Source organism: bacterium, assembly GCA_035295165.1.
GTDB lineage: Bacteria > Sysuimicrobiota > Sysuimicrobiia > Sysuimicrobiales > Segetimicrobiaceae > JAJPIA01.
Genome location: DATGJN010000006.1, coordinates 18,924 through 33,818, shown reverse-complemented (window position 1 = coordinate 33,818; position 14,895 = coordinate 18,924). Strand labels below are relative to the sequence as shown.

General features: G+C 69.1%; 15 protein-coding genes. 8 read left to right on the top strand and 7 right to left on the bottom strand.

The window, feature by feature from the left end:
• Window positions 1–32: 32 nt before the first annotated feature.
• On the bottom strand, window positions 33–1,634 hold the full coding sequence (locus tag VKZ50_01005; protein ID HLJ58293.1) for an NAD(P)/FAD-dependent oxidoreductase: 1,602 nt from the start codon (window positions 1,632–1,634) through the stop codon (window positions 33–35).
• 109 nt (window positions 1,635–1,743) lie between these two features.
• Here VKZ50_01005 and VKZ50_01000 point away from each other — a divergent pair, with 109 nt between their 5' ends.
• Window positions 1,744–2,397, top strand: a complete 654-nt coding sequence (locus VKZ50_01000) for a TetR/AcrR family transcriptional regulator (GenBank protein HLJ58292.1) — start codon at window positions 1,744–1,746, stop codon at window positions 2,395–2,397.
• 36 nt (window positions 2,398–2,433) lie between these two features.
• On the opposite strand, the gene VKZ50_00995 is transcribed toward VKZ50_01000, so the two are convergent.
• From VKZ50_00995 to VKZ50_00985, 3 genes are read right to left on the bottom strand one after another with little or no spacing between them, the layout of a single operon-like run.
• Window positions 2,434–3,570, bottom strand: a complete 1,137-nt coding sequence (locus VKZ50_00995) for an FAD-dependent oxidoreductase (protein HLJ58291.1) — start codon at window positions 3,568–3,570, stop codon at window positions 2,434–2,436.
• A gap of 4 nt (window positions 3,571–3,574) precedes the next feature.
• Entirely contained in the window at window positions 3,575–4,693 is a 1,119-nt protein-coding gene (locus VKZ50_00990) for a M24 family metallopeptidase (protein HLJ58290.1), read from the bottom strand.
• A gap of 36 nt (window positions 4,694–4,729) precedes the next feature.
• The gene (locus VKZ50_00985) at window positions 4,730–4,921 is read right to left on the bottom strand and encodes a hypothetical protein (GenBank protein HLJ58289.1); all 192 of its coding nucleotides are present in this window, start codon (window positions 4,919–4,921) and stop codon (window positions 4,730–4,732) included.
• A 469-nt stretch (window positions 4,922–5,390) separates the two neighbouring features.
• Between VKZ50_00985 and VKZ50_00980 the strand changes: the two genes are divergently transcribed.
• Genes VKZ50_00980 through VKZ50_00970 form a run of 3 tightly spaced genes read left to right on the top strand, consistent with a single transcriptional unit; the run spans window position 5,391 to window position 6,833 of the window.
• Window positions 5,391–5,804, top strand: coding sequence for a hypothetical protein (locus tag VKZ50_00980; protein ID HLJ58288.1), 414 nt, complete (start codon window positions 5,391–5,393; stop codon window positions 5,802–5,804).
• Window positions 5,805–5,831: 27 nt separating this feature from the next.
• On the top strand, window positions 5,832–6,569 hold the full coding sequence (locus VKZ50_00975) for a glycerophosphodiester phosphodiesterase family protein (GenBank protein HLJ58287.1): 738 nt from the start codon (window positions 5,832–5,834) through the stop codon (window positions 6,567–6,569).
• A gap of 6 nt (window positions 6,570–6,575) precedes the next feature.
• Window positions 6,576–6,833 (top strand): hypothetical protein, encoded by a 258-nt coding sequence (locus tag VKZ50_00970; GenBank protein ID HLJ58286.1) that lies wholly within the window; start codon window positions 6,576–6,578, stop codon window positions 6,831–6,833.
• Here VKZ50_00970 and VKZ50_00965 read toward each other — a convergent pair.
• Window positions 6,830–7,963 (bottom strand): ABC transporter ATP-binding protein, encoded by a 1,134-nt coding sequence (locus tag VKZ50_00965; GenBank protein ID HLJ58285.1) that lies wholly within the window; start codon window positions 7,961–7,963, stop codon window positions 6,830–6,832. The genes VKZ50_00970 and VKZ50_00965 overlap by 4 nt on opposite strands.
• 665 nt (window positions 7,964–8,628) lie before the next feature.
• On the opposite strand from VKZ50_00965, the gene VKZ50_00960 reads away from it, so the two are divergent.
• The 3 genes from VKZ50_00960 to VKZ50_00950 all read left to right on the top strand — a co-directional run bounded on the left by VKZ50_00960 (window position 8,629) and on the right by VKZ50_00950 (window position 11,495).
• Window positions 8,629–9,720: an extracellular solute-binding protein gene (locus VKZ50_00960; GenBank protein ID HLJ58284.1), complete on the top strand. Its 1,092-nt coding sequence runs from the start codon at window positions 8,629–8,631 to the stop codon at window positions 9,718–9,720.
• A 76-nt stretch (window positions 9,721–9,796) separates the two neighbouring features.
• Window positions 9,797–10,642 carry an ABC transporter permease gene (locus VKZ50_00955; GenBank protein HLJ58283.1) on the top strand — a complete coding sequence of 282 codons (846 nt, stop codon included), beginning with the start codon at window positions 9,797–9,799 and terminating at the stop codon, window positions 10,640–10,642.
• Window positions 10,623–11,495 carry an ABC transporter permease gene (locus VKZ50_00950; protein HLJ58282.1) on the top strand — a complete coding sequence of 291 codons (873 nt, stop codon included), beginning with the start codon at window positions 10,623–10,625 and terminating at the stop codon, window positions 11,493–11,495. Before VKZ50_00955 ends, VKZ50_00950 begins: the two co-directional genes overlap by 20 nt.
• 12 nt (window positions 11,496–11,507) lie before the next feature.
• On the opposite strand, the gene VKZ50_00945 is transcribed toward VKZ50_00950, so the two are convergent.
• A complete protein-coding gene (locus tag VKZ50_00945; protein ID HLJ58281.1) occupies window positions 11,508–12,416 on the bottom strand; it encodes a chromosome partitioning protein ParB in 909 nt (302 codons plus the stop codon).
• Window positions 12,417–12,692: 276 nt separating this feature from the next.
• On the opposite strand from VKZ50_00945, the gene VKZ50_00940 reads away from it, so the two are divergent.
• Window positions 12,693–13,601: a serine hydrolase gene (locus tag VKZ50_00940; protein ID HLJ58280.1), complete on the top strand. Its 909-nt coding sequence runs from the start codon at window positions 12,693–12,695 to the stop codon at window positions 13,599–13,601.
• Window positions 13,602–13,634: 33 nt separating this feature from the next.
• Here VKZ50_00940 and VKZ50_00935 read toward each other — a convergent pair whose 3' ends face one another.
• Entirely contained in the window at window positions 13,635–14,753 is a 1,119-nt protein-coding gene (locus VKZ50_00935; protein ID HLJ58279.1) for a hypothetical protein, read from the bottom strand.
• Window positions 14,754–14,895 lie beyond the last annotated feature (142 nt).

The window sequence follows — 14,895 nt, the reverse complement described above, 5'->3', positions numbered from 1 at the left end:
GGTCGCCCCCGCGCGCCGGCGTGGCGCGCGGTTCAGGCCGCCGGTCGCGACGCGACGGACACCAGGTTTCGGCCGACGACTGCCGACGCCGCGATGATCCCGCCGAACAGCGCGCCGGTCACGCCGGACGAGCACGCGTCCTGCCCCGTAAGATAGAGGTTCCGGATGGGTGTGCGCGCGCCGAGGACGCGGGCGCGAAACCGGGCCGGCACCGCGGCGGGGCCGTAAATCTCTCCGCGCTGATGGTTGACAAAATGCCGGGTCGAGAGCGGCGTGGACAGTTCGCTGTAGTCGATCCGCCCCCGCGTCGCCGGCACGTGGCGCTCGAGTTCGCCGAGGAGCCGCGCCGCCAGTGTCTGCTTGACCTCGTCGTAGTCCGCCCCGCGCCGCTTCCATCGAGTGTCGGCCCAGCGCTCAAACCAGCCATAGGGCGCTCCCGTCACGACCTCGATCGTGGAGCGTCCCGGATAGCGCCGGGCGAACGTCGGATCTTTGGCCGAGGGAAATGAGATGAACAGCGACGGCCACGCCCCGTTCGGGTCGGCCGAGAACCGCGCGAACGCGGCGTCGTGGTCGCGGTCGCGGTAGATCCACAGGTTGGTCGCGTCGAACTCCGGCTCGCCCTCGTCGCGTCTTAGGCCCACGTACAGACAGACGTGGGCCCCCGAGGGGGAGAGACGGTTGAGGTCCTCGAGCGCGTTGAGGCCGGCGCTCGCGTCCGCGGGCAACAGCCTGGCGTAGGTGTTGTAGGCGCCGGCGTCGCTGATCACGATCGCGCTGCGCAGTTCACGGCCGTCGGCCATCCGGACGCCGGCCGCGCCGTTCCGGTGTACCAGAATTTCGTGCACCTCGGCGCCGACCGCGATGCGGCCGCCGGCGCGCTCGATGACGGGGGCGATCGCCGCGGCGATCGCGGATGCGCCGCCGATTGGATACGCCGCGCCTTCGAAGTAGTGGTGGGCAACGATCGCGTGCATCCCGAAGCTGCTCTGGCCGGGCGGAAGCCCGTAGTCGCCCCATTGACCTGCCAGCACGGCGATGAGCTCGGGGTTTCGGGTGAGGCGGCCCAGCACCTCGGCCGTGGTCTGGTCCGCGTAGCGCAGGAACCGCGAGCGCATCGGCGCGCCGATCAGGCTGGCGATCGGCCCCGGCAGCGCCTTCTCGGCAAAGTACGGGCCGCTGGCCTGGGCCGCGGCGCATACGGCCTCGATGTAGCGGTCGATCGCCGCGGCCTCGGTCGGAAAGTACCCCTTCATGCGGTCGCGGAAGCGCTCCAGGCCGCTCGGGAAGTCATAGCGGCGGTCGCCGATCTGGATGCGGTCGTAGACGTCCGGCATCGGGTGCCAGCGCAGACGCCCCTCGGTGACGTGATCGAACGCGGCCCGGACCGCGGACCGAGGGTCGGTGACCTGGCCGACGTAGTGCACGCCGACATCCCACTCGTACCCCGGCCGGCGAAACACCTGGGTGAACCCGCCGGCGACGTAGTGGCGCTCCAGCACGAGCACCTTCTTGTCCGCGTGTTTGGCGAGCAGGGCGGCGGCGGTTAGGCCGCCCATCCCGGACCCGATGACGATGACGTCGTAGGCGTCGTCAACAGGGTGCTGTTTGTAGGAATCGCCGACATGCGTCATGGCGCTCACCCCGTTCCGCCGAACCGGTGAATGTGGACACTGCCCACATACATCATACCCCACGATGTTGCTCTTGTCAACATTTTGTGCTATAAGAGAGATGGAGAACATGCGAAGCCGACGACCGTACCACCACGGAGACCTGCGACAGGCCCTCCTCAGAGCGGCGACCGACATCGTCGCCGAGGTCGGGCCGCGCGGTTTCACGTTGCGCGAAGTGGCTCGGCGCGCGGGCGTGTCCCACAACGCGCCGTACCGGCATTTCCGCGACAAGGAAGAGCTTGTTGCGGCCGTGGCGGCGGAGGGATTTCGGGAACTGACGCAGGCGATGCTGGACGCGGCCGCGTCACAGCCCACGGCGCTGGATCGCCTGCGACGTTCCGGGCTGGCCTATGTGGCGTTCGCCCTGCGACGGCCCGAGCACTTTACCGTCATGTTCGACACACCGGTTTCCAAGGCGGACTATCCGGAGTGCACGGAGGCCGCCAACGAAGCCTTCGGCACGCTGGTGCGGTTCATCGAGGCGTGCCAACGGGATGGGCCGCTGCCTCCGGGAGATACGCTGCAACGGGCGCTTGCGGCCTGGTCGCTCGTGCACGGGATCGCGAAGTTGGCGGTCGCGAAGCGATTGCCGTTCAGGTCGAGAGCCGCGGTGCTGCACTTTGCGGAGTCGACGATCGGGGGATCCCTGTCGGTGATCGCGTGGGGCGATCGCGATGGCGTGACTGCGAACGCCGAGAGGCCGCGTTCGTCGGGGCGCTAGGGAGCCTACGCGCTGTCGCGCGCCGCGGCCGCGCAGCTACGCCCGGAAGCGGGACACCCCGAACGGTCCGAGATCCACCTCCGGCGCGCGCCCCAACACCGCGTCGGCGACGAGCTTGCCGCTGAACGGCCCGAGTTGCAACCCGCTCGGGCCGTGACCGGTGGTCAGGTAGACGCCCTGAACGGAGGGCACCGGCCCCAGCACGGGCATGCCGTCGGCCGCCAGCGGCCGGAGTCCGACGCGCATCTCCACGATCTCCGCCGGGGCGAGCCCCGGTGCGACGCGGAGCGCCTCGGAGAGGACCTCGCGTACGCCGCCCGCGGTGAGCGTCGGCTCGAACCCTGCGCCCGTCTCGCGGGTGGCGCCGACGACGATCCGGCCTGCCGGCCACGCCACGATGTAATGGCCGCGAAATCCGCTGATGATGGGCCAGTCGTGCGTGGGCCGGCCGCGTAGGCGCAGATGGATGATCTGTCCACGTTGGGGCGCGACGGGCAGCTCAATGCCGAGCTGCGCAGCGAACGCCGGGGACCACGCGCCTCCGGCGATCACGACGCTCGAGGCGGCCAGCGTCTCCCCGTCGACGATCGCGCCGGCGAGTCGCTGGCGCTCGATGAGCAACCGGGTGACGCTGCCGTGTCGGACGCGCAGGCCCCGACGCTCGCCGGCCCGCCGCAGGGCCTGGGCCAGGAGCCGCCCGTCCACGCGTCCTGCCGTCCGATGCAGAATGGCGCCGTGCACCTCGCCGAGCGGGGGGAACAGCTGGCGGGCTTCGTCCGGCGCGATCTCGTGGAGATCTTCTGATGACGGCCAGCCGCTGCTCGCCTGTGTGGTGAAGATGGCGGCCCGCGCCTTGTCGAACTCCTGGCGCTCGGCGGCCGCGCTCGCCACGACGAGCAGAGCGCACCGCGCGTAGCCCGTCTCCCCGCCGTCATCGGACGCCAGGTGCTCCATCAATGTCGGGTAGTAGTTGAACGCCTTGACGGACAGGTCGTGGAAAGGGCCCGCGTAGCGCGCGGTCGTTCCGGCCGAGAGGATGCCAGCGCCCGCCGCGGTGGCCTGGCCGATGTCCGCCCGGTCGATCAGCGTGACGCGCGCCCCCTCACGCACGAGATGATACGCGGCAGCCTGGCCGAGCACGCCGCCTCCGATCACGAGGACGTCGCCGGTCACGGTCTCACCCACCCTCGCCCCGAGGCTCGCTGATCACATCGGGCCCATCGTCCGTGACGAGCACACTGTCCGACCTGCCGACGATATAGGCCGGCTGCCGGACGTAGAGCTGCACGCACATGCACATGCCGGGCGCGAGCCGCAGGTCCAGGTCTGCGGCGTCTGCGGCGCGGGGCCGCTCGGCGATTCCGAGTCCCAACCCTCGGATGAGGGGGTAGGTTCTCCGGCCGGCCAACCCGCACGCGGCCACCGCGTCGTCCGCGGCCTGGACCGCTTCCCGAAGGAGCGCACCGGGAATCAACCGAGAAATCGCGGCCCGCTGCGCCGCCGCGGCCGCGTCCAGCGCGCGGCGGGCGTCGTCGGAGGGCGCCCGGCCTGGCACAAAGAGCGTTCGCGCGACGTTCGCCCGGTATCCGTTGACGGACGCATCGCCCAGGACGAACAGCATCTCGCCGGGTCCGACCGTCTGGCCGGTGGCCGCGTCGTGCAGCCGGTTGAGTTTTCCGCCCGAGACGACGTTCGTCTGCGACTGCACGATTGCGTCGGGCCACCGGCGCGCGCCGTCGGTGTGGACGGCGAGATCGATCGCCGCCTTAATCTCGATCTCCGAGATCCCAGGGTGGAGGTGCGCGACCGTCTGCCGCATGGCCGCTGCAACCAGCGCGGCGGCGTGACGGAGTGTCTGCTGCTCCTCCGGGTCTTTGACCAGGCGAATGGCGGAGAGGGTCGCCGTCGCGTCCGTGAGCCGGCGCGGCGCGAGCACCTCCTCAAGCACGCGGGCTCGGTCGAGCGGCACGGTGCCGGATTCGATCGCCACCGCTCCGTCCGCGCCGCCGCCGCGATCGAGCACGGTCCGGCACAGCTCCGCGGTGGTCCGGAACCCGCCCGTCCCGGGATCGTAGGGCTCCAGTGCGCATCGTGCGACGGCACGGGCGAGCGCTTCGTCCGCGCGGGGGACAAGCAGGACCGCGCTTCCGCGGGCCGGGATGAGACCGAGCGCAAACGGCACGAGGGCGTTCCAGGTGTAGAATCCCGTGAAGTACCGGAGGTTCTCCGGAGAGGAGATCAGCGCGGCGGCCTCGCCGCGTTCCGACAACCTGCGTTGCAGCATCTCGACCCGCACGTCGCTTCGCTCCCTTCGCCCCACACCGGCGCGTCGCTACGATTCCGCCTTGCCTTTGCTCCCGATCTCGACGATGTTGATGCTGACCTGGAACCGGCGCCCGTCAGTCGCCTGCACCTTGCCCTGGCCGTAGAAACCGCGCGACCCGGTCTTGAACTGCTTCGGCTCGGCCACGATGGTGCCAACGCCGCCACCGACCTCGATCGTCACCTTCGCGAACTCCGGCATGAATGATCCTCCGATTGCGGGTGTCCCCCCTGAATTTTACGGGTCGTCGCGCGCAAGTCCTGGTGCGACCCGGTAGAGCGCCGCTCCCGACGAGTGGACGCAGACATCCGCCGCCCCAGAAGTTGTGATGTCTCTTAACCAGACGTTCCGCGCGCGTTAATTTGCCTCTGCTACCCTGCCCCTAGATCCCCTGATGGACGTTCAGCGTTGATGTCCGAAACGGTGGCGAGCGTGTCGCGGGCGGGGCCCGAGACCGGCGCGGGGACACGCGCGCCCGCATCGTTGCGCGTGCGCGTCGAGCGACTGGCACCGTACCCGTACGTGGCTCCCGCGGTCGCGATCGCCGGCGTGTTCGTTGTGGCACCGATCGTCTACCGCTGCGACCTGAGCCTCCACGCGTGTGGCATCATCCGCCCTGCGCCCGTGTTCATCGGCTCCGACCACTATCGGGCTGTTCGCGGCCGCAGATATGCGCCGTGCGCTGGCCAAGACGCTCGCGTTCACGGCCGGCACGGTGCCGGCGTCGGCGCTCCTGGGCCTTACGATCGCCGTGTTGCTGAACCGCGCGCGCCCCGGGGGCGCGCGGTTCCGGGCGGCGTTCTTCACGCCGGTCGTGACGTCGACCGCCGCGGTGGGTTCGCTCGGGCTGCGGACGTTCGTCGCCAGCTGGAACAGCTACCTGTGGCCGTTGATCGTGACCGATCGCAACGAGATGCGAGCGGTGCAGGTGGCGCTTCGCTACCACATGGATGCGGATCTCGGCACCCGCTGGTCCGAGCTGATGGCGGCGTCGGTGCTCATCGTCGCGCCGATCGTGGTGTTGTTCCTCGTGGCCGCGCGCCAATTTGTGCAGGGGTTGACCGCGTTCGGCCTCAAGGGCTGACGCGGGCCCCGAGGAGGGTCGCACCTGGTGAAGACGCTCGCGCATCGCGGAGCTTCGGGCTACGCGCCGGAGAATACCGACGCCGCGTTCGACCTCGCGATCGAAATGGATGCGGATGGAATCGAGACCGACCTGCGCCTGACCCGCGACGGCGTCGTGGTGCTGTGCCACGATCCGACGGTGGACCGCAACACGGACGGACGCGGCGAGGTCGCGTCCCTGAACTTTCGGGACCTGCAGGGGCTCGACGCCGGCCGTTGGTTCCACCCCCGGTTTGGCGGCCTCCGGATCCCCGACCTCCGGTCGTTCCTCCGGCGGTACATGGGCCGCACGTCGCTCGAGTTGGAGTTGAAGGTGCCGCACGCCGTGGACCCTGCGTTGGACGAGGTGCAGCGTGCCGGCCTGTGGGCCGGGGTCGTGTTCACCTCGTTTCAGTATCCCGTGCTTGAGACGGTGCGCCGCCGCGCGTCGTGGGTGGCGGTGGGCTGGCTCGTCGAGCGGATCACGCCGGATGCGGTGGCGGCGGTCCGCGCCATCGACGGCGTGCAGATCTGCCCCCGGGCCTCGACGTTGACGAGGGCGGACGTGCGCCTGGCGCATCGATACGGAGTGCGGGTGCGCGCGTGGGGGATCTCCGACGGGCTCATCGCGCGGCGCGTCATCGCGTGCGGCGCGGACGGAGCCACGGTGGATCGCCCCGATTGGCCGGGCAGCAATCGTCCGGTGTGGGAACGTGTCATCGAAGACACAGGACAGGAGGCGTGACATGGGATGGCTGCGTGCCTGAACCGGAACCCCATCGCGCGCGTCGGCATCGACCAGTTGCAGTACCTGCACGGCCAGCCGATAAACCCTGCGGACGCGGTGATCTGGAACGGGCTCGTTCAGGTGCGCGAGCAGGCGGAGACGCCGCCCACATTCGATCCGCACCAGGCCCTCGGCGATCTGCAGGGCGAGGTCGCCGCCTATCTGCGGACCTGCCGTCGCCAGCGATCCCGTCCGGACCCGTTCGGGAGGTTCCGCCGCTAGGCGCGGAGCAGCGTCGCCGCCTCGACCTCCCACCCGACGACCACGTCGTCCCCCGCGCCGAACGGGACCGGTCCGCCATCGTACGCCTGCAGTGCGAACAGGTCCAGCGCGCCGCCGCTGACCGCAACCGTGTACCGCACCGAGGCGCCGCTGAAGACCACCTCGCGCACCCGGCCGGGGAATCGGTTCGGGAGGTCCGGCGGCAGGGACGGAGCGATGCGCACGCGCTCGTGCCGGACCGACAGGTGCACCGCGCCCGCAGCGATCTCTTCGGTCGGCTGCGCGTGCACCAAGATCGGCCCGACATCCACGGTGACGCCGCCACGGGCGGTGTCGCGCACGCGTCCGTGCAAGAGGTTGGTGTCCCCGACGAACAGGGCGACGAACTGGGTCCTCGGATGGTTGTAGAGATCGCGCGGGGAGTCCACCTGTAGCACCCGACCCTCGTGCATGATCGCGATCCGGTCGGACATCGTCAGGGCCTCGGATTGGTCGTGGGTGACGTAGACGAACGTGGTGCCTACGTGCACCTGAATCCGTTTCAGCTCCTGCTGCATCTGCACCCGCAGCTTGAGGTCCAAGGCGCCTAGCGGTTCGTCGAGCAGGAGGACGCGGGGGTCGTTCACCAGGGCGCGGACCAGCGCGACGCGCTGCTGCTGCCCGCCGCTCAGTTGGTGTGGCTTCCGGTCGGTCATCGGATCGAGTTGCACCAGCATCAGTGCATCGCGCACCCGGCGCGCGATCTCGGCGCGGGGGGTGCCTTTCATCCGGAGGCCGAACGCCACGTTCTCGAACACGGACATGTGCGGGAACAGCGCCAAGCGCTGAAACACCAGGTTCGTCGGCCGTCGGAACGCGGGGACCCCGACCATGTCACGGCCGGCGATGATGACCCGTCCCTGATCCGGCTCCTCGAAGCCGGCTAAGATACGCAGGGTCGTGCTCTTGCCGCAGCCGCTCGGCCCGAGCAGCGAGAAGAACTCACCCCGGCGCACGGCGAGCGAGATCCCGCGCACCGCGGCCACGGCGCCGAACGCCTTGTGCACGTCGTACAGTTCGATGTCCGCGTCGCCGGGAGCATGAGCCGCGCCCGCGCGAGGCCGGCGGTCACGTTCGTCGTGTTCGGTCACGCACGGTGCATTCTACCAGCCCGGCCCGGTTTCATCCTCGTGCCTTACGCGTCGATGTCACCGCCGCGGCGCCAGACGGCGCAGACGAGTCGCGGCGCTTGCCAGATCACGTAGCCTGTGTTGTAGACGATCAACGCTGCTACCCCGAGCAGCAAGGATGTCGGTCACGTCGCGCACATACCGCGATCCTTCAACCGCTTCCACGTCAACGGCCGCTTGAACACGCCGAACCCCCCATTTCGGGTCAGCCATGCCTCTCTACACGATCGAACCGCCGCGTGCATGCCGTTCATTCCCGGAGGTGCGGCCGGCGTGCCCGGGTTGGGGGGTGGCGACCGTTATCAAATCTTTACGGACCTCGGCAGATAGGGAGGGCGTGAGGACAACTTCGGGCGGGGAGGTGGTGGCTCGCGCACATGGCCGGCGATGCGATCACCATGGGGACCATGGCGCAAGCCAAAGCGGCCGCGCACATCATCGGTGTCCAGCTGACCCGTATGTCGAAGATGTAGGATGCGGCGCGCGCTCCAGTTTGGCACAACTCGACCGGTCGGCGCGAGTGCGCTCCGCCGAGGCACGATCCTGCGCGATGTGGACGTGTCAACCGGAGGAGATCGTTCCGCGGCCCCCGAAGCCGATGCCACCACAGTGCTGAGGCGAGGGGGATGATGATGGGACGGCATGTGCGTGCGCTGGTGCGGGCGTCCGTGGCGGCGTGCGCGTTGTTGGTGGCGGCGAGTCTGGCGGCGTGGAGCGACCGAGGCGCCGCGGCGGCCGACGCGCCGGTGCACCTGACGATGTTCGTGTTCGCGGCGGCCGGGCACATGGACGTGCCCGAGGCCGTGGTCCGCGCGTACATGCAGGCGCATCCGAACGTCAAAGTGGATTTCGTGGAGTCCAGCAACGCGAAGACGTTCCCGCAGCAACTCGCCGCGTTCAAGACGGCGCCCGACAAGCCGTTCATCGACATCGGGTACTACAACGCGGACACGACCACCAAGGGCCTCGTCAACGACATGTGGCAGCCGCTCGACGCGTCCAAGATCCCCAACCTCAAGACGATCGACGCGCAGTTCCGCCAACCGCAAGACACGGGTGTGGAGTTCGCTTACGGCCCGTTCGGCCTGATCTACAACAAACAACTGGTGAAGCGGCCGCCGACGTCGTACGCGGACATGTGGGGGAATCCGGCGTTCCAGCACAAGGTTGTGTTGTGGGACTACGTGCTCGAGCCCGTGATGCTGGCGGCCCTCTTCAACGGCGGGTCCGGCACGAACATCATGCCGGGGTTCCAGATGTGGTCGCAGCACACCGACCAGATCGCGACGTTCATTCATTCCAACCAAGAGTTGGAGAACGCGCTCGTCGGCGGCGACGGCACGCTCGCGTTTTTCGACCTTCAGATCGCCACCTTGTGGGCCAAGCAGGGCGCGCCGATCGGCACCGCGATCCCCAAGGAAGGTGCCGTCGCGTGGCCGCTGTTCATCGAAGTGACTCGCGGTGAGACGCCCGCGCAGCTTGCCGTGCTCGACGACCTCATCAACGAGCTGATCGCGCCGGACACCCTGACGAAGTACTCCGCGGCGACGCTGTACGTGCCGACGAACAGGCGGCTGCCGCTGCCCGCGAACGTCGCCGCCGCGTACCCGCCCGGCGCGCTCAAGAAGGTCATCAACCTGGACTGGATGAGCCTGGCCAAGAACACCGACGGGTGGAACCAGCTGTGGGACACCATGATCAAAGCCAAGGTCCACTAGCCCGACGCTGGGCGATGCCGGCGAGCGTGCCGGCCTGGACGTGACGCCACCGGCCCCACAACGCCGGCGTCGCTGGGTGCGGTGGCTCCCGCTGGCGCCGTCGGTGCTCGTCGTCGCCGTGCTGTTCGTCTATCCGCTGCTGCATTTTCTCCGGTTCAGTTTCGACACGCTGCACGAGGGCCGGCTGATTCGCGGGTTCAGCTTCGACGCGTACCGCGCGTTTGCCGGCGAGGCCTACTACTGGCTCAACGTCTGGACGACGCTGAAACTCGCCGCGGTGGTCACGCTCGTGTGCATGGCGGTTGGATATCCGCTCGCGTACGCGATCTGGAGCGTGCGGAGCCCGCGGGCCAGGCGGTGGGCGTCGTTCGCGGTGATGTCGCCGCTCGTCGTCAGCGTGGTCGTGCGGGCGTACGGGTGGCTGGTCTTGCTCGGCCGCCAGGGCGCGGCGAACTACCTGTTGCAGCGGGCCGGGCTCACCCATCAGCCGATCGCGCTCATCAACAACCTCACCGGCGTGGTGATCGCGACAGTGCATGTCCTGCTGCCGTTTATGGTGTTCCCGCTGCTCGCGGCGCTCGACCGCGTGGATGTGTCGCTCAAGGAGGCCGCGGCCGATCTCGGGGCGCCGCGGTGGCAGGTGTTCCGCGCCGTCACCTGGCCGCTCACGCTGCACGGACTCGCGGCCGGCGCGCAGCTCGTGTTTCCGCTGGCGCTGAGCGCGTATGTCACCCCGCAGCTCCTCGGCGGCGGCCGCGTGCTGGTGCTCTCTACGCTCATCTACCAGACGACGATCAACGTGAACTGGCCGATCGCGACCGTGGCCTCGATCGTGCTCATGCTGATGACCGTGCTCGCCACCCTCGCCTTGCTACAGATCACGCGACGGAGCGGGCGCGCCCGTGGTCTCCAGCCTCGGTAACGCCCGCCGCATCGACTGGGTGCGCGTGGCGCTGCGAGTCTACCTCGGGGCGGCCGTCGCGTACGTGCTCGCGCCGCTCGTGATCGTCGTGATCAACTCCCTGAACTCCACCGCCTACAATCTGTTCCCGCCGCCGTCGCTGACCGTCCAGTGGTACGTGCATCTCTTCCATCTCGCGCAGTTCGGAAGCGCGATCCGCGTCAGCCTCGAGATCGCGGCGGTCACGGCCGCGCTCGCGCTGTTGATCGGAGCCCCGGCGGCCCTGGTGCTGACGCGGCACCGGCTCCGGTGGACCGACGGATGGCGGGCGTTCCTCACGGCGCCGATCGTGATTCCCCAGATCGTGTTCGGCCTCGCCATGTTCATCTTTTTTCTCAGGCTCGGGTTGAACGGGACGGTCACCAGCATCGTGCTGACGCACCTCGTCGTCGCCCTGCCCTTTGTCGTGATCGTGATGGGCGCGGCGTTCCTGGATCTCGATCCCGCGCTCGAGGAGGCGGCGATGGACCTGGGGGCGCGGATCCCCCAGGTGGCCTGGCGCGTCGTGTTCCCGCAGGTCCGGCTCCCGCTGCTCGCCGCTGGGGCGTTCGCGTTCATCATCTCGTTCGACCAACTGGAGACCACGCTGTTTCTCGTGCGGCCCGGCGTGACCACCCTGCCGGTGCAGATGTTCCTCTATATGGAAACGTTTCAGGATCCGACGATGGCGGCGCTCTCCACGCTCCTGATCCTGGCGGTCGCGGCGGGCCTCGTCGTCGTCGATGCAGTCTTCCTGCGGCGTTCCGCAGGCGCCCCCGGCCGCAGGGACCGGGCGAGTCCGCCGGTCGCGCGCGTGGAGGAAGGCACGGGATGATCGCGGGCGCGGTTACTCCGCGGCCGGCGCCGCCATGATCGCCGAGCGCTGGATGTCCTCGTACCGCACTTTCCCGATATCGAACGCCTCGAGATTCGCGCGGAGCTTCTTGAACGTCTGGTCAAAGCTGGGCAGCGTCTTGCGCTGCCGCGTGAGCGGCGTCGTCCGGGCCAGCACGTAGTTCTTGACGTATGGATGGCGGATGCCACGTCGCTTGATCTTCTCGACGACGCCGCCGAGCGTCTCGTCGGCCTCGCGCACCAACGCGGCGCGCTCCTCTCGCTCGGGCAGCGTCTTACGGAAGGTCCCGGCGAGGAACTTGTCCACGCGCCGGAGGATCGGTGCGAACGCCCCCCCGGCGAACCGCTTGTTGGTCTCGTACAGCAGCCCGAGCGTAATGAAGTGCGGCGCCTCGAACTGGAAGACGTAGTCCTCCTCGCCCCGGGCGGGCTCGGCGGCGGCAAGACCCCGGTACATGCGGATGACCTCGAGCGACTTTTCCTTGAGGTTGTGCGCTTTCTCGGTGTTCAGCGCGAGGATCTGAAAGGCGACCTCGGGCTCAGGCACGACGATCGCCGCGATCATCTCGGCTTTGAGCTTTCGCATGACCTCGCGCCTGTGGTTCCCGTTCGGCGTCCAGTACCGCCCGGGCTCCGGCGACATGATCACGACGGGGTCGACGAATCGGTCGAGCTTTTTCACCACCCCGGTGAGGCGCTTCACGTGGGTGGGCGAGAGGTCCCGCTGATAGGGCGTCGGCTCGACCTTCTCCATCGGAAGCAGACAGAAGATCTGCCAGTGCTCCCCGAGCGGCTCGCGGTAGACCGCGAGCACATGTCCGCCGTCGTGTTCGATCTGTTCGGCCAGGGCGGTGGTCTTCGCGGGCGGAACGCTGTTCGGAAATACCGTCCACTGCGCCATGGAATCTCACCGCTTCCTGGAGCCGCCCGCCGTGCTCGACGGCAGCGGCGTCCCCGCGTCCCCGCTCTCCCGGAGCCGGCCTCGCGGTCCGACGGGCGGGGGTTACGCATGACTTCGTTCTATAACCGTCCTCTCCTTTGTGGGCGGTGTGAACGGACATGTCTCGCGCGGTAGGTCTCGACGGAGAGCCTCCAGAAGGAACGAGAGCGAAGGGTCCGCCCCGGCCGGACGACGACCGCGGGTTCAGGCCCTCACGCCCCCCTGGGAGGGATTTCGATGGCCGACCAGCTTCGACGACGACTGCGGGGGATCGTGTCTCGTCTCGACGGGACGATGGGCGTCTACGTCCACGCGTTCGCGACCGGCGAGACGATCGCGATCAACGCGGACCAGCCGTTCCAGATGGCGAGCGTGTTCAAGATCCCGATTCTCGCGGAGCTGCTCTCGCAGGTCGACGCCGGCCGGCGTTCGCTCGACGACCGCATCACCCTGGCCGACGACCTGAAGTCGCCCGGCTCCGGCGTGCTCAAGGAGTTGTCGGCGGGCACGTCGCTCACGCTTCGCGACCTCGCGACGCTGATGATCATCGTCAGCGACAACACCGCGACCGATATCCTCCTCGGGCTCGTGACGAAAGACGCCGTGAACGCCAGGCTGCGCGCGTGCGGCTTGGAGCGAACGGCCGTGGCGATGAGCTGCCGGCAGTTGCTCTACAACCTGGTCGGGATGGACGGGGCGCCGGACACCCCTGAGACGCGGCGGACCGCGCTGGACCGGCTCCGGCGCCGCGAAATCGACCCAGACTGCCGGGTCTACCGCGACCCCGGCACGAACATGACGACGCCGCGCGAGATGGGCCGCCTGTTGGAGGCGGTGGTCGCGCCGACGCTGAACGGCGGCGGGGGCGGGAACGGGCCGCTGTCTGAGACCGTGTGTCGGGGAATGCTCGACATCATGCGTCGCCAGCAGGTTCGGGACCGGCTCCCGCTCTTGCTTCCCGCAAGCGTCGAGATCGCCCACAAGACTGGTTCCGTCTCCCGGGTCAGCAACGACGCGGCGATCCTCTACGCGCCGAAGAGTACATGCGTCGTGACCGTGTTCACCCGTGACCTCAGCGACGATCTGAAGGGGCGGATGGCGATCGGCCAAGTGGGTCGGGCCGTGTACGACGCGTACACTGCGTGACGGCGCCGCGACAGGGGGCCGCGTGTAGCCGCATCACCGTACGGGCGCCCACGTGCGTCCGCCATCGGACGTCTTCAACAGAAACGGCGCGCTGCGGATGACCGCCCATCCGGCGGTCTCCGAGACGAAATCCAGTTCCGCGACGTCGCGAAAAACGCCGCTCGGCGGCTCGATGGTCCAATGGTGCCCTGCGTCCCGAGTGGCGTACAGCGTCGTACCGCTCGACATCCACCCGACGCGCGCGGTGAGGAACGATGACACCGGCGTGTTCGCCGGGACCGGCGCCGTGAAGACCCAGTGGGCACCGGCGTCGTGCGTGACGTACACGAGCGTGAGCGGCACCCGCGCCCCGTTGAGCTGCGCCGTCAGCACGGCCTCGCTCGGGGCGAAGACCGCTGGCGGGTTGAGCCCGACTTGGACCGTCCCCATGCCGGTCGGCAGCGGCAGGGTCTCGAACCGCCACGTGCGCCCGCCGTTCGTCGTCGTGTACAGATACGTGTAGTTGTCCCTCGGGACGTACCCCGTGATCCATCCGGTGGTCGCGTCGAGGAACGCGAACCCTGACTTGTCGCCGCTGATCGGAAGCCCGCTGCGCACCGGATCGACGGGGAGGTCGGTACGGGCGACCTCGGTCCAGGTGACGCCGCCGTCCTCGGTGTGTAGCAGGCGCAGCGCCTCCGAGCTCATCGCGTTATCGAGATCGACCGTCATCCACCCGCGACGCGCGTCGGCGAACACCATCTGTCCCACGTTCTGGGCGGTCGCGACCGCCCGGCGCCACGTCCGGCCGCCGTTTGTCGTGCGGAAGACGTCGACCGTGGCCGCCGCACCGGGCGCGACGGCGATCCACGCGGCGGATCCGCCGAGAAACGCGTGCGCGGCGTCGGCGATCGAGGCGCGGCCCGGCGGTGTCACGTCCGTCCAGTGGACGCCGCCGTCGTCGGTGCGGAGCAACCGGGTGTTGGTGCGGGCCCAGCCGGTCGTCGGACCGGCCATGTGGATGAACGTGATCGCGGGCGCCGCGGTCGGTTCGGCCGGCACACCGGCCGGCAGCAGCATCGTCAGGAACGCGGCGACGGCAACGGCCGTCGCCGCGGGGGCCGGGCCACCAGCCCGCCTCGCGGTCTCCGAGCGGGGCGCGGCGCGCGTCATGGGGTGCACGGTTCGACCCGGACGGCCTGCGGGCCTGTCGCCCGCCGTCCCGTCCGCGGGGCGCCGACAGGAGAGCCGGCGTGAGTCGGCGTATGAAGGCGTGTCATGAAAGATCGAGGGAACGCCCCGGACAATGGGGGGA